A 14,158-nucleotide genomic window follows, 5' to 3' on the forward strand; every position below is an offset into this window, starting at 1 on the left:
CACCACCAAAGCAGGACTAAACCACTGAGACAAAGGACGAACTGTACATATACATAATCAAGATGTGTTGGTTTTGTGGTGGTTAGTGCTAAGCGAGAGCCGAAAATTGTGCATATTGCGAGGAGAGGTGTTCCAACGCTGAGAAGATAGTCAGTTCTTGAACAGCTGACTTGGGCTTTACCCAACATACTCGTTTGATACATAAACACCTCTTATTGTGTCATTTGATGTAGTTTGATGCCTTTAGATAGAGTATGTACTGCCTTGATGTTAAAAGTAAAGAGTTTTAAATAATTTTTCATAGAAAATAGAAAAAATATCTTGATGAGAACCAAAGATGGGATATACAAGTGTCGATGGAAAAGATTTTTAGAGACTACGAAGCTCAACTCGATTCACTGCGACAACAAGAGATAGAGTCATCTGCTCAGGAATCGCGACGTGCAGAATTTGCAAAAATCCAGCAGGTGGACCGTTTAGCAGCACAACAAGGACGTCGTATTCGAGTATGTTGCCATCCGTCCATACTGTGGAGTGCAGAGCTTGAAACTGTAGGTAACGGGTGGGTGCAGCTTCGCTCGACAACAGAAAATATTCTGATACCCCTACGCTCTATTCTGTGGTGGGAAGGCGAAAACAGGCGCTCTCAACTAGATACGGGAGCGATTACCAGAAAACTTAATTTTTCCTATGCGTTTCGAGCGCTTAGTGTAGCTAGAACACCCCTACGTATTTTTCACCGTGATTTTGTGACAACGACTGAAGGGACAGTTGAAAAAGTAGGGTTAGATTTTATAGAAGTTGCATTACACCCTTTAGACGGGCAATACCGTTCAAGAAATATTACTGGTATGCGTGTTGTCGGACTAGAAAATGTGGGGGCAGCTTGCTCCCCTCGAAACGTGTGATATCAACCGAAAACTAGGTTAACTGATTCTGCTCAATAGCTTGTTCAGCCTTTTGATACGCTTGTGCGATATATTCTTCAAGTTTGACGTCTTCAACTCTCCACTGACCTCGTCCGCCAATTTGTATGGCAGGAAGCTCACCTGAACGCACGATAGCGCGTGCTTGAGCGAGAGAAATATTGAGAATTTCTCCAACTTCTGTCAGTGTGTAAAAACGTTGCTTGACCATAAAAATATCCTCGTTAGCGTTTGAAAGAGGGGATAGCTGTTCATTACTATAACCCGTATTTCATGCTATTTGATAGCGGATATTAAAATGTGCTCTACTTTGATGATCACAAGGTGGGGTTATCCACAGATTTATGGTAAAGAAATGAAACTTTTGTTTTTGAGATGCTAAGAATCTGAAAATTCAGTAGGCTGTTACCCAAGCCCAAAACTGCCTAGAGAACTGACAGAAGTCCCTCATGAAAACAGACCCCAAAGCACCTAAAGCCTTTGCCTCACGGTTACAAAAACCTGGTTTTAAAGACCCGAAGCTACTTATCGGACTCTTTCTGATTCTTATGTCACTCACCGGAGTCATCACCGTCGTCAATATCGCCAACCAAACAAAACCCTATTGGGTCACGACACGAGAAATCTATGTCGGAGAAGAAATCAGCGAAAAAGACCTCAAAAAAGTAGACGTCCGACTCAGCGAAGCCTCCTCGCACTATCTCTCTACAGAAGACAGCGGAACACCACATATTGCAACCCAATTTATTGGTGCACACCAGCTCATACCTAAAAACTCTCTCGGAGAAGTCGAACAAAATGACCGTAAGAAAACAACAATCGTTCTCGACTCCACCATTGCATCAGGATATAAAGCAGGAGACCTCGTAGATGTTTGGGTATCTTCAAAGAACGAGACCGGTAACGGATACGCAACTCCCGTGCGTCTAATGGAACAAGCCGAAATAGCTCGTATCAACAGCGAAGATTCAGTCCTTGGCTCTACCGGAAAAACCGCCCTACAACTGCTCGTTAGTGAAGACGTCCTCTCCTCTATTCTCCACGCCACCTCTAACGACAGCAAAATATCGTTAGTTCCATCTTTCTAGGAAAACCTATGAATATCCCCGTAGTTGTTTTAGGTGATACTGCTGGACAATATATCCAAGCAATTGAACGTCAACGTGGCGCCATCAACGTTGTACGACACGTTCAAGAACTCAGTGACCTCATCGGTATCGCACATAGTGGTATAGCGCGTGTTGCCCTACTCGTCAGCGGCTATGAAGACCTCACCGCATCATTAGTGCATCAGCTCTCTGAATCTCAAGTCATCACCCTTATCATCGCAGACCCTGGCGAAGCACCCCACATCGCCGGTGCTCATACCATCAGTTCCCTCACCGACACCCAAGAACTCCTCAACCAGATTGAACAGATTACCTTCACCGAAGAATACAAAAAAGACGACGAACACCATCAAGAACCTGAAAAACGGGAGGAAGACTCTCCTCACAACGCGGATAAAGAACCCCAAGATGAGGGGCCATATAACGCAAAAATTCTCACGGTCTGGGGTGGGGCAGGGTCACCTGGACGATCAACAATCGCCACAAACCTTGCCGTATGCGCAACTCAAGAACAAGAAAAAGTATGTCTGATTGATGCTGATACCTACGCCCCATCAGTGAGCGCACTTTTAGGAATGTTAGAAGACTACTCTGGTTTAGCTCAGTTATGTCACCTTGCAGACAGGGCAACATTAACATCAGAGAACATTCATGAGATCATAACTACTATCAAAATTGAAGGTGGCTACCTCGACGTCATTACTGGAATCACACGTAGCGACCGTTGGCCAGAAATCCGTTCTCAAGCATTCGAACTTCTTCTAACAACCTTGCGCCAAAATTATGACCTCATCATTATCGATACCGGATTCTGCATAGAAGAGGACGAAGAAATTACTTTTGATGGGGTCGCACCAAGTCGTAATGCGGCAACACACGTTGCCTTAGAATCTGCAGACAACATCATTCTGCTCGGAAGCGCTGATGTACTAGGAATCCCCAGACTACTGCGCTCGTATGAAGAACTCCAAGAGTTCCAACAACGAAGAAACCTCAACGCCACCGTCGATATCTGGGTTAATAAAGTTCGTCCAAACTCAGTAGGAAACCGACCTGAAGAAAAAATACTACAAGCATGGCAACGCTTTGGCCCCGAAAAACCTATTAGAGGCTTCATCTCTCACGAACCGTCTATCGTCGACAAATGTGCTCTTTCTGGAAAAACCGTTGTTGAAGTTTCCAAACAATCTCCTATGACACAAACAATACGAAACATGTTATCGACACTTACAACAGGTGAAGAAAAATCTGCACAACATGCGAATCAAGAAGGAGCTACGGTGGTGAGTGTTAAACGCCATGACGATAGCCCCAAACCTCCAAAAAAACGGTGGTGGAGGAAGAAAAACTCTACCTAACAGGTGGTATCGTCATGTGTGTAGATAATCAAGACGAGCTGCACACCAAGGGGCAGAAGAATGCTTAGAGAAGCCACCATTTATTCTGAGAACCTCAGTCCACGAGACTCCGAATGGTTACATTTACTTCTCGGTGATTGGCAGATTATCGCTGACGCTGCCCACGGAGACCTTGTCCTCTGGTTACCTCAAAATATTGAACCACCACACCAATTTATGAGTGTGGCACAGGTGCGTCCTTCTACTGTGCATACACTGTTTCACCGCGATATGGTGAACAAAACTATGTATGAAGATCTTGTCCCTCATGCAGAACAGGCATGGTCTCAAAAAACCGTTAAAAAGTTTTCTCACATACTGCCAGAAACCGGTACACGAACTAACACCTGTATGGTTCCCCTCATGAGGGAAGAACGGGTTATTGCCTTATTGACCGTACACACAGAATTATTTGACGCACGTATTCCACCGAAAGTTGAATTGATGTGTCAAAAGTTTTCTATGGATCTTTTACAAATGGTCACTCGTGGAGCATGGCCTGAATTTACTGCCCCCGTAGGAAGCTCTCGTGGTAACCCACGAGTTAGCGACGGGGTGATTACTCTTGACGCAGAAGGCAAAGTGCTTTTTGCATCCCCCAATGCCGCCTCAACCTATAAAAGATTAGGGTTAAAAGAAGAACTAGAAGATACACGACTTGTCGATAAAACACGAGAACTCATTCCTTGCGGTGAGAAAGCAGACGAAACGCTTCCACTCGTGCTCACCGGCAGAATGCCATGGCGTGGTGAAGTACGAGCAAACAACACAAGCGTGACCTTTCGCGCAATTCCTCTTCGACGGCCCACAGCGCTTGGAGAAGAACGCTATGGTGCAGTACTACTATGCCGTGACGTCACTGAACTACGCCGTCGCGAGTTAGAGATGATGACCAAAGATGCCACCATCCGAGAAATACACCATCGTGTTAAAAATAATCTTCAAACAGTTTCTGCGTTGCTACGTTTGCAATCTCGACGTATGCACACCGAAGAAGCTAAACAAGGACTTGAGGAGGCGATGAGACGTGTGGCAACTATTGCATTAGTACACGAGACACTCTCTCAAGGGCTGACACAAAGCGTAGATTTTGATGAATTAATTCAGCGCCAATTCCGTTTTGCTGCAGAGTTAGCTTCCCCCGGTCAGGAAGTTCGTACCGTTCTTGAAGGAAGTTTTGGGGAGCTGCCGAGTCAGTTTGCCACTCCATTAGCGCTGATTATTAATGAGATTGTTGCTAATGCTGTAGAACATGGCTTAGCTGGTCAGGCGGGAACTGTTATTCTTCGTGGGGAGAGAGGCCATAACAAGGCCCATGAAGATACTTTAAGAATCACTATTACTGACGATGGCGTTGGTATGGGAGATACCAGTATCCCTGCCTCAGATAATGCCGGTTCCTTGACGATTAGTAACGATGAGGGACTTGGTATGCAGATTGTTCGTACTCTTGTGGCAAGTGAATTGAACGGTTCTATCCGTTGGCGTCCCGCCGAACCACAAGGAACTGAAGTTGTTATTGATGCAGTGTTGGTTGATACAGGGGAATAGTCTTTCCCGTAGTTCTAGGAGTACCCCTTTGGGGAGATAAAATAACAGCGAGGTTTCCTATCTCCTTCATAATTGAGAGATGAGAAACCTCGCTGTTAGATGCGGTATGTTTAGGAAGCTCTACGAGCTCGGGCGACACGTCGTTTAATGGCACGGCGTTCGTCTTCACTTGTTCCACCCCAAACACCAGAATCCTGGCTAGTTTCGATGGCCCACTGCAAACAGGTGTCCATAACCGTGCAGTTGCGGCACACCGTTTTTGCTTCTTCAATTTGGAGAAGAGCCGGACCACTATTTCCTACGGGAAAAAAGAGTTCTGGGTCTTTCTCCAAACAAGCAGCACGGCTACGCCAATCCATGAGCACGTTCTCCTTATAGACCTGAAGCACCCAACTAATAGCTGCATGATGCTTCTACAACAAATCAAGGCCCCTAAGGTTAGGGGCCATATCAAACCTCAATAAGGTTCGCACGTAATGAACTTATAGACAAGAGTTTTAACCGGAAAAATGTCAATAAAACTTGAGTGTTCTATCACAGAGCATCACGCAACCGTTTCTGAGCAGTCTAAATCTGAGATAGGATGTCTTCCGGTGAACAGTTCGACAATACAGGGGAGTACCGATGCTAGGATATAACGCACCAACAGCCGTTAAAACAGTTTCAGTGTTGGTCTTTCTTCAAGCCCTTTGTATCAGCGTATATGCTGTTTTACTCACTGTATTTGCTACCGATCTTGCCGTTGGCTTACCTCTGACTTTCTGTTTCATTGCTATTGCGTTGTGTCTGGGGTGGAGTGCCTATGCGTTGCTTAAGGCTCGTGGATATGCGCGTTCACTGATTCTCGTGTGGCAACTATTTATCATCATTATTGCGATTCAAGCTGTTATCGTTTCGGGGCATATCCTTGCTCTCATCGTGCTTCTGAGCGCGGGGGTAAACACCATCGTATTGTTTAGCTCTACAGTGTCTAAATATCTTCAATAGCTAGGGGCACCTGGCAACATCTTTGTTCCTGAGATTCTATGAGAACAGCTCTGCCTGGAGGTATTTTGCCTTCTGTCATCGCAGTGTAGGGGAGTCGTAGATGTGGGTAGAACTGTAACTCAGCATGCCCTTGAGGTCGTAGCAGCACCCCCTGCTGTGCCGTTTTAGCTGCTACTGCAAGTGGCAGATGCGACCAACGTGCTTCTGGACTGTAAACATAGAACATATGGCGGGTTTGAAAACTAAACTCTAAGAGAGCCTTCTGCGCTTCTGAGCTTAGATAATGGGCATCATCTACAAAAACGATGAGTTGTTCTGGGGCAGATATTTTTTCTAAAAGTTCTTTGAGGCTCTGAGCAGAACTCGTTTTCTGCCCGTGAATCAATAAGCCAGCATAGTGCTGGTTGCTATGTTGTAGGACTTTGAGCGTATTTGTTTTACCGCTACGGGCACCCCCGACGATAGGAGTATATGCTCCTGAAACGATGGGGATATGTACAGTATTTTTTGCGGTTTCTACACCGATAGCTAAAGATGTGCTATCCGAATATTTATGGGAGTTTTGAATAGCTGTTTGCCATCGTTTCCACGAGATATGTTCTGGTATTTGTTCGAATAAAGGCTGTGTGATGGGGAGTTCTTGCGCTAACTCTTCATAAGAACAATGAGACGGGTAAACTAATCCTGCTCTCATTTTTTCTGCACCTTTAACGCGGTGGAGGGCTTCTCCTTCCAACGTAAACTCTCCTGGTGCTGGTATAGGGTAGTTCCGTTGATGGGCCCGCAGAGGGTCATGTTCAACGGTGTGTGCCGAATATAACGCTGTGCGTGCAATAGTGGAGAATCTTCCCTTCAAAGGTTGGCGCGCGGTGACTAATACCGTGCGTTGAGGAATCTGGTCGATGAGTAGTGAGAGAATCAGGTTTTCTAAGGTGCGTTCGCGTGCGTAGTTTTCGAGCCAGACATCAAGTGCGTCAAAGAGAATGACTTGTGAATTGTTCTGAGGAGGATGAGATATGAGATGTTCAATAGTATGTCGTAAAAATTCTGGGTCATAGGGGCTTACTAAAACTTTAAAACACGCGTTTTTCCCCTCTGGCTGGAGTGCTCTCATCTTTTCATAGAACCGTGTATCTGCCGTAAATAGGTAGAGATCAGCACCCATACGTGCTGCTTGGGCAAGGAATGAATAGAGATAATTTTCTGTCTCGTCGGGGGCTCCTACGAGGGCATAGGTTCCTTCTTCTGGGCAGAAACGTAATCTATGGTGTAATCCTTGAGCGGGAAGCTCTAACACCCCACCAAAATGCTCTTGCCGATGAGATGCTCTGTAATGCAGATGATGTTTGTCTGGTGCGGGAAGAATAGGGCTTTCGAAAACTTTGGTGGATTCAATATGTTCGAGGTAACTGCGAAGTATAGAATCTTCGTCATGGCTCTGCTCAACTACAGATGGAGGATGGTGTGAAGAACCAATGTATTGGATAGTCAATGGTGTTTTTGGTTGGTGTGCTGGGGTGTCGATAGACACCCCTTGGAAGGGGAGCAACTGTTCATCTGTTTGATAAATAAGCCCTGCACCGGGTGTTGAAGTTGATATTTTTGATGCGGCGTCACTATTGATGAGGCTCATAGATTCTTGTACTGAAGAAACCCGAAGACAAAGTGTCGTGGCGATATTAGCTCGAATATCTGATGCAACGCTTCCTTGCGGTCTTTGCGTTGAAAGAATGAGATGTACTCCCAAAGAACGCCCGATACTGGCAATAGCCACAATATGTGAGTGAGCTTCTGGGTGGGCATCTATCAGCATTTTATATTCATCAATCACAATGACGAGTTCTGGAAGTAGTCCAGAACCTGAGGTGTGCTGTTTGAGGTAATCGGTGTAGGAGCTACAACCTAGGGTCGCAAAGTGTTCTTCTCTACGTCGTAACTCTGCTCGTAGGAAGAGAAACGCCCGCTGTACGCTAGAGGCATCAAGATCAGTTAGGAAAGCGCGCGTATGTGGCACCTGAGCAAAGGGACTAAATGTGCTCCCACCCTTATAGTCGATGAGTACTAGTCCAAGACGTTCTGGCGCATATTGGTAGAGCATCGACAGCAATAAGGCTCGAAGCAGATGTGATTTTCCAGAGCCGGTAGTTCCTGCAACAAGCCAGTGCGGTCCATCTTGATTAAGTCCTAGATAATGTTCTTTCCCGTCAACAACTCCAACGAGCACATTAATTTCTAATGGAATTTTGGATGGAAGCATCTGATATAACGGATGCGTTTGTGTAAAGAGCGAGAATGACTCAATGCTGCTAGATATTAGCTGATGTTGGTGATCTCGATGGTGGCGTAACTGTCGACTGATGGAGTTTGCGAAGGCCTGAACACTCATCTGGTTGGCTAATACTGTTATGGATTGCTGGCTATCTTCTGGTACGTATCGGGAGAAATAACTGGGAGTATGCACCGTTATGAGAGAGGTATAAGGGTTTTCTTGTAAAAGCGTGATGCTGTTTTCTGCCATATGTGAGGAATGTGAGAGATCCTCTGGTGAGGTACAGATTAGGAGATAATTTTTTTCTTTCTGGAGGTGTTGTGGTTTTTCTGAAGAGTAGGTTGTAATAATCCACGGCCTATGACACGAGTTAATGTCTGCCGTCTCGATAAGAGTGAGAGTTTCTAATAGCGCGTATTCTGCAGGGTATTCGTGAATAAACTCTGGCGTAAAAATAATGGTGTGCTTATGCTGCGAACATATTTGTAGAAGTAAAGAACGTAAAGCTCTTTGTGAGATATGTGTATAGATACGTACGGTATCTTTCTCTCCGTATCTTAAGAAGAAACCAACATCGTGTATGAGAGGTAGATGCGTTAGATGTGAGTTTTTGTGAGTGAGTGCTGCATAGCGTTGAGTTCTGCCAAGGCATAGAATCCTTGGCTGGTGTTTGGGGGAGTACCCCGGACAGCCTGCATGATGAACATGATTGGCTTGGTCTGCATCTTCCTGCGCTTTGGTCTGTATAAAATCACGGTATTGTGTGTTCTCATGCCTAGTCATCATCCAATGGACGCCCATGAGTACAGAAGTTGCTACTGAAAAGAGCAGAAAAATCCACGTATGCATGAGCCACGCAATGAGCACTCCCAATGCTAATGGCATGAGTGTCATCAGCGCTCGTTGAAGAGTGTTTTTAGCGGTCGCTGGTGGGGTGATGTCTAGCGGAGCTAGCATTTCAGGTGTTAGTGGACGATGCCTACATGAAAGGTCTTGAATTAGGACGCAGAGCGAATCCCCCATACGGAATGGGGTATCTAGAGCTAACGAAACTGAGGTGTGCTCATCGCGGTGAAAAAGTAACTGTGTAGGAGATATTGTGATGGTTCCGTTGTGAGGAGCTAAGGCCATATCTGCGATAGTGATATCGCAATCAGAACGTCCAATAGTGTATGTTCCACGTGTGAGTGGGTATATTAGGCCGCAGTCTGGGCCACTTTCAACGCAGAGGTAACAGATAACTTTTGAATGGTGGGGAAGGCTTCGAGGCTCGGTGTTTAAGATAGTTCCTGAGGGTAACAACCTAATATCAGTCACCTTTGAGAGGGCAAGGTCGTGGACGTATAGTGGCGGTATCTGCGATGAGTGTTCTAAAGCTGCTTGGAATGAAGCCCCGCAAATTTCTTCATGCGTTTCAACACGGATAGGTGTGTAGGTGCCAGCGTTGTGGTGATATATCAAGAAAAAGCGCTCCATACGTCCATTAGAGCTAGCGGTATAAGGGCGCTTCAAGAACCTCGCAATAAGATGTGGATAACTTGGGATATTTCTTAAATATCTCTGAAAGTTTTCCCCAAAATAAGGTATATATTGACTTCTTCATCACTTTTTGATGGATTAATCACTTTCAAGTGCATGAACCGCTGTGAGGACACGAGAGATACAATAGAAATTCAGGTAGTTTGTTTACTGAATGTTTTTGTTGATATGTCTTTTAATAAAAGCATCATAAGAACCACCCGTTGTAGCGCTGTTGGGGGCTACGCCAAGATAATAAAGAAAGCTTGAGCGGCTTATCACTCAAGCGAGAAGTACAGGAGTATTTGTGAACGCTGATCTTGTTGTCGTAGGTTCAGGTCTTTTCGGACTGACAATCGCAGAGCAAGCCGCTACTGAATTGGGACTGAAGGTTGCGCTTCTGGACCGTCGTTCTCATATTGGCGGTAACGCATACAGTGAAAAAGAAGAGCGCACTGGTATTGAAGTGCACCGATATGGTGCGCACCTATTCCACACCTCAAATGAACGTGTTTGGGAATACGTCAACCGTTTTACAGAGTTCACGGACTATAAACACCGCGTATACGCACAATATAAAGGCATCGTTTACCCCCTACCTATCAACCTCGGAACCATCAACCAGTTCTTCAACGCCGCATACTCTCCTGCAGAAGCTAAGGCTCTCATCCAAGAACAAGCTGGAGAATTTGCTGGAACTGACCCCGCAAACCTGAATGATAAAGGTATCTCTCTTATCGGCCGTCCGCTGTATGAAGCTTTTGTTAAGCACTACACCGCAAAACAATGGCAGACCCCGCCTGAGAAACTCCCCGCATCTATTATTTCTCGTCTTCCTGTGCGCTATAACTACGACAACCGTTACTTCAACGATAAATATGAAGGTCTTCCTGTAGACGGTTACGCTGCATGGTTAGAGCGTATGGCTGCACACCCCAATATTGAGGTTCACCTGAACACTGACTTCTTTGAAGATGGCCATGAATACTCTCGTTCAAAAGTTCTTGGCCAGATCCCTGTTGTCTATACTGGCCCTATTGACCGATACTTCGATTACGCTGAAGGTGACTTGTCTTGGCGTACTATCGACTTGGAAGAAGAAGTCCTTGAAATGGAAGATTTCCAAGGCTGTGCAGTGATGAACTACTCTGATGAAAACGTTCCGTTCACCCGCATTCACGAGTTCCGTCACTTCCACCCAGAACGTGACTACACCAAAGACGCCACCGTCATTATGCGTGAGTACTCTCGTTTTGCAGAAAAGGGCGACGAACCCTATTACCCCATCAACACTGACAGCAATCGTCAAAAACTTCTTGCGTACCGCGACCTTGCCGCAGGGGAGAAGAGCGTACTCTTCGGAGGACGTCTTGGAACTTACAAGTACCTTGATATGCACATGGCTATTGGCTCTGCACTATCAATGTTCGATAATAAAATTCGACCTCACTTCGAAAAAGGCCAGAAAATTGTCTCTGGCGGAGTAGAGGTATAGGTTATGGGCGCTGAAACTTTAACCATGAAGACTCTACAACGCGTTATCTTCCCTGAACGTGAACAGACCGATACCATCCCTCTATACGTAGATTCTGGTATTGCTACTGGTGTGCAACTCTCACACGTCTCAGGTGCACTCACCTCTAATGATTCCCTAGACACCGCAGACACAACAGAACGCACCGACTCTGCAAACCTTGGTTCGAAGGTGTCAGAAACTCAAATCGAGGACTTTATCGGTCGTAGTTCTACCCTCATTCGTTCTGGAACACGACTTTCTTTTGCCACCTACTTCAACGCTTTCCCTGCTTCTTATTGGAAACGTTGGACAAACCTGACCTCTGTGCGTTTGCAAACACGTACGAACGGCACTGGAACTATCGTTGTGTATAAGTCCAATGCACGCGGGTCTATTCAGCGTGTTGATTCGAAAAGCCTTTCTGGTAAAGAAACCACAGAATTCGATTTGACGCTTAAACCCTTTGGTGACGGCGGCTGGTACTGGTTCGAGCTCATTGCTAGCGGTGAAGATAACCTGATTCTTCACTCTGCTCAGTGGATGGGTGAAGACGACGGTAAAACTGCAGGGAAAATTACATTGCAGATTACCACCATGAACAAACAAGACTTCTGCCTAGATAACCTACGTCTGCTGGCAAAAAATCCAGAAGTTTTGGAAAACCTTCAAGAAATTCTTATCGTTGACCAAGGTAGCCAAAAACTTCAAGATGCTGAAGGCTTTGAAGAAGTTGCAGCGCAGCTTCCTGGAAAACTGCGCATCATCAATCAAGGTAACTTGGGCGGATCTGGTGGTTTTGCTCGCGGCATGTATGAAGCAGTAGAAAACGGTAGCGACTACGCCCTTCTACTAGATGACGATGTCGTCGTTGAACCAGAATCTATTATTCGTCTACTCACTTTTGCCGATATGTGCCGTAAACCTACTATTGTGGGTGGACACATGTTTGACCTCTACAACCGTACGGTCTTACATACCTTCGGCGAGGTTGTAAACCGCTATCGCTTCCAACCCTCATTACCTCACGCAGATCAATTCCTTGGACATGATTTCTTGCACGGTAGCTTGCGTAATACCCCATGGTTGCATCGTCGAACCGACGTCGATTACAACGGTTGGTGGATGGACCTTATCCCAACGCAAGTCATCAAAGAAATTGGTCTTTCTCTACCCATCTTCATTAAATGGGATGACGTGGAGTACGGTCTAAGAGCTAAAGAAGCTGGATACCATACTGTATCTCTACCTGGTGCAGCTGTTTGGCACGTCTCATGGGCAGATAAAGATGATCTTGTTGGATGGCAGGCATACTTCCACATTCGTAACCGCATCATCACCTCATTACTCCACTCGCCTTATGAGCGTGGCGGAAAGCTCTTGCAAGAGTCTTCGTTTGCAGATGTGAAGCATCTTATTTCGATGCAGTACTTTACCGAACATGGAAGAATTATGGCTTTACGCGATATTCTTCAAGGCCCCGAACAGCTACATACTATTTTGTCTGAGCGTCTTCCCCAGATTCGTGAACTTGTACAACAGTACTCGGATGCACAATTCAAAGAAGACATCGAGTCCTTCCCCGAACCGAAGATGCACAAGCCCCCACGTAATGGCCGCGGTTTTGCGCCACCATCGTATAAGAGCTTGGTTCCTTGGGCTGTTAAAACCCTTGCAAAGCAGCTTGTTAAACCTGTTGAAGATACCTATAAGAACCGCCCACAGGCACATATTGCTCACCTCGATAACCGTTGGTGGCGTATGTCCCAGTATGATTCTGTTTTGGTTTCTAATGCAGAAGGTTCTGCCGTTTCATGGTATAAACGTGACCCTCAGCAGTTACGCTCTAAACTTGTTGAATCAACAAAACTGACGGCACAGATTCTTAAGAGCTGGCCTCAGCTACGCCAGCAATACCGCGCTGCTGCTACTGAATTGACTTCTTTTGAGTCATGGAAGAAAACGTTTGACCAACATACTGAATCTGAAATTACTCGATGAAAAATCTTGCTGATATTCCTTTAACCGTTCCGGGCTCAGGTCGTGGTCTACGCGATATACCCTCCCATAAATATCTTCTTAAACTTCTTGTTGATAAGGAGATTCAGGTTCGTTATCGCGGATCTGTGCTAGGTATTTTATGGTCGTACATTAAACCTGCTGTGCAGTTTAGTGTGTTCTATATTGCCCTTGGCGTGTTCTTGGGACTAGAACGGGGAATGCATAATTACGCCATCTACCTTTTCTCTGGAATGGTCATTATTAACTTCTTCTCTGAAGGGTTTAGTAATGGTGCGAGGGCACTCATCGCTAATGGTTCTTTGATTAAAAAGATTTACCTGCCGCGTGAGCTGTTCTCTGTCTCAACGGTTTGGGTGGCGTTGATACATTTTGTTCCGCAAGTGGTGGTGCTTTTAGTCGCCTGTTTCTTTGCAGGCTGGTCACCAGATGTGAAACAACTCGGCGCGGTCATCGTTGCCACGATTATCATTATGATTTTCTCTTCAGGGCTGGGGCTAATATTCGGTGTAGCCAATGTTTTCTTTAGGGATTCTGAAAACATCGTTGATATGTTGTTGATGATTGCAACATGGATTTCTCCGGTGCTGTATTCGTGGACGATGGTGCGCGACACCCTTTACCCCTGGGTTATTAACCTTTACTTGCTGAACCCTGTGACCATTGCTGTGGAGCTTTATCATTACGCTTTTTGGATGCCAACTCTTGATGAAGCAGAATTAGCGTCTTCGGTTGCTGCACAGATTCCACCTCATCTACTGACGTTCTGGACGCCTGTAGCGATTTTGGTGTCGTTGTTCTTCTTGTGGCTGGGAGATATTTTCTTCCGCCGCTTTGAAGGCAACTTCGCTCAGGAGCTCTGATCATTG

The 14,158-nt window shown here is 45.7% G+C and carries 11 protein-coding genes; 8 read left to right on the forward strand and 3 right to left on the reverse strand.

Annotated features, from left to right (window positions below; translation table 11 throughout):
- Nucleotides 1–356 precede the first annotated feature (356 nt).
- Complete coding sequence (locus ACN08W_RS03670) at nt 357–908, forward strand: hypothetical protein (RefSeq protein ID WP_419108827.1); 552 nt, start codon at nt 357–359, stop codon at nt 906–908.
- Between the two features lie 13 nt (nt 909–921).
- On the opposite strand, the gene ACN08W_RS03675 is transcribed toward ACN08W_RS03670, so the two are convergent.
- A complete protein-coding gene (locus tag ACN08W_RS03675) occupies nt 922–1,137 on the reverse strand; it encodes a helix-turn-helix domain-containing protein (protein WP_419106901.1) in 216 nt (71 codons plus the stop codon).
- A 238-nt stretch (nt 1,138–1,375) separates the two neighbouring features.
- Between ACN08W_RS03675 and ACN08W_RS03680 the strand changes: the two genes are divergently transcribed.
- Genes ACN08W_RS03680 through ACN08W_RS03690 form a run of 3 tightly spaced genes read left to right on the forward strand, consistent with a single transcriptional unit; the run spans nt 1,376 to nt 4,983 of the window.
- Nucleotides 1,376–2,014: a flagellar biosynthesis protein FlgA gene (locus ACN08W_RS03680; RefSeq protein ID WP_419108828.1), complete on the forward strand. Its 639-nt coding sequence runs from the start codon at nt 1,376–1,378 to the stop codon at nt 2,012–2,014.
- 8 nt (nt 2,015–2,022) lie between these two features.
- Entirely contained in the window at nt 2,023–3,393 is a 1,371-nt protein-coding gene (locus ACN08W_RS03685; protein WP_419108829.1) for an AAA family ATPase, read from the forward strand.
- Nucleotides 3,394–3,453: 60 nt separating this feature from the next.
- Complete coding sequence (locus tag ACN08W_RS03690; RefSeq protein WP_419108830.1) at nt 3,454–4,983, forward strand: sensor histidine kinase; 1,530 nt, start codon at nt 3,454–3,456, stop codon at nt 4,981–4,983.
- A gap of 110 nt (nt 4,984–5,093) precedes the next feature.
- Here ACN08W_RS03690 and ACN08W_RS03695 read toward each other — a convergent pair whose 3' ends face one another.
- Entirely contained in the window at nt 5,094–5,342 is a 249-nt protein-coding gene (locus ACN08W_RS03695; protein WP_419101533.1) for a WhiB family transcriptional regulator, read from the reverse strand.
- Between the two features lie 265 nt (nt 5,343–5,607).
- On the opposite strand from ACN08W_RS03695, the gene ACN08W_RS03700 reads away from it, so the two are divergent.
- On the forward strand, nt 5,608–5,970 hold the full coding sequence (locus tag ACN08W_RS03700; protein ID WP_419108831.1) for a hypothetical protein: 363 nt from the start codon (nt 5,608–5,610) through the stop codon (nt 5,968–5,970).
- On the opposite strand, the gene ACN08W_RS03705 is transcribed toward ACN08W_RS03700, so the two are convergent.
- The gene (locus ACN08W_RS03705) at nt 5,954–9,715 is read right to left on the reverse strand and encodes an FtsK/SpoIIIE domain-containing protein (protein WP_419108832.1); all 3,762 of its coding nucleotides are present in this window, start codon (nt 9,713–9,715) and stop codon (nt 5,954–5,956) included. The two genes, ACN08W_RS03700 and ACN08W_RS03705, sit on opposite strands and share 17 nt — an antisense overlap.
- 349 nt (nt 9,716–10,064) lie before the next feature.
- Here ACN08W_RS03705 and glf point away from each other — a divergent pair, with 349 nt between their 5' ends.
- Genes glf through ACN08W_RS03720 form a run of 3 tightly spaced genes read left to right on the forward strand, consistent with a single transcriptional unit; the run spans nt 10,065 to nt 14,152 of the window.
- Complete coding sequence (glf, locus tag ACN08W_RS03710; RefSeq protein WP_419103516.1) at nt 10,065–11,252, forward strand: UDP-galactopyranose mutase; 1,188 nt, start codon at nt 10,065–10,067, stop codon at nt 11,250–11,252.
- A gap of 24 nt (nt 11,253–11,276) precedes the next feature.
- Nucleotides 11,277–13,271, forward strand: a complete 1,995-nt coding sequence (locus tag ACN08W_RS03715) for a glycosyltransferase (protein WP_419103515.1) — start codon at nt 11,277–11,279, stop codon at nt 13,269–13,271.
- A complete protein-coding gene (locus ACN08W_RS03720) occupies nt 13,268–14,152 on the forward strand; it encodes an ABC transporter permease (RefSeq protein ID WP_419108833.1) in 885 nt (294 codons plus the stop codon). The genes ACN08W_RS03715 and ACN08W_RS03720 overlap by 4 nt, the downstream gene beginning before the upstream one ends.
- The last annotated feature ends 6 nt before the right edge of the window (nt 14,153–14,158 follow it).

It is taken from the genome of Rothia sp. CCM 9419, assembly GCF_048512815.1.
GTDB lineage: Bacteria > Actinomycetota > Actinomycetes > Actinomycetales > Micrococcaceae > Rothia.

Excerpts from the sequence above, each read along its gene's own strand:
- ACN08W_RS03720 (WP_419108833.1), top strand. The coding sequence starts at position 13,268 with ATGAAAAATCTTGCTGATATTCCTTTAACCGTTCCGGGCTCAGGTCGT.
- ACN08W_RS03685 (WP_419108829.1), top strand. The coding sequence starts at position 2,023 with ATGAATATCCCCGTAGTTGTTTTAGGTGATACTGCTGGACAATATATC.
- ACN08W_RS03705 (WP_419108832.1), bottom strand. The coding sequence starts at position 9,715 with ATGGAGCGCTTTTTCTTGATATATCACCACAACGCTGGCACCTACACA.
- ACN08W_RS03670 (WP_419108827.1), top strand. The coding sequence starts at position 357 with ATGGAAAAGATTTTTAGAGACTACGAAGCTCAACTCGATTCACTGCGA.
- ACN08W_RS03675 (WP_419106901.1), bottom strand. The coding sequence starts at position 1,137 with ATGGTCAAGCAACGTTTTTACACACTGACAGAAGTTGGAGAAATTCTC.
- ACN08W_RS03680 (WP_419108828.1), top strand. The coding sequence starts at position 1,376 with ATGAAAACAGACCCCAAAGCACCTAAAGCCTTTGCCTCACGGTTACAA.
- ACN08W_RS03690 (WP_419108830.1), top strand. The coding sequence starts at position 3,454 with ATGCTTAGAGAAGCCACCATTTATTCTGAGAACCTCAGTCCACGAGAC.
- ACN08W_RS03715 (WP_419103515.1), top strand. The coding sequence starts at position 11,277 with ATGAAGACTCTACAACGCGTTATCTTCCCTGAACGTGAACAGACCGAT.
- ACN08W_RS03695 (WP_419101533.1), bottom strand. The coding sequence starts at position 5,342 with ATGGATTGGCGTAGCCGTGCTGCTTGTTTGGAGAAAGACCCAGAACTC.
- ACN08W_RS03700 (WP_419108831.1), top strand. The coding sequence starts at position 5,608 with ATGCTAGGATATAACGCACCAACAGCCGTTAAAACAGTTTCAGTGTTG.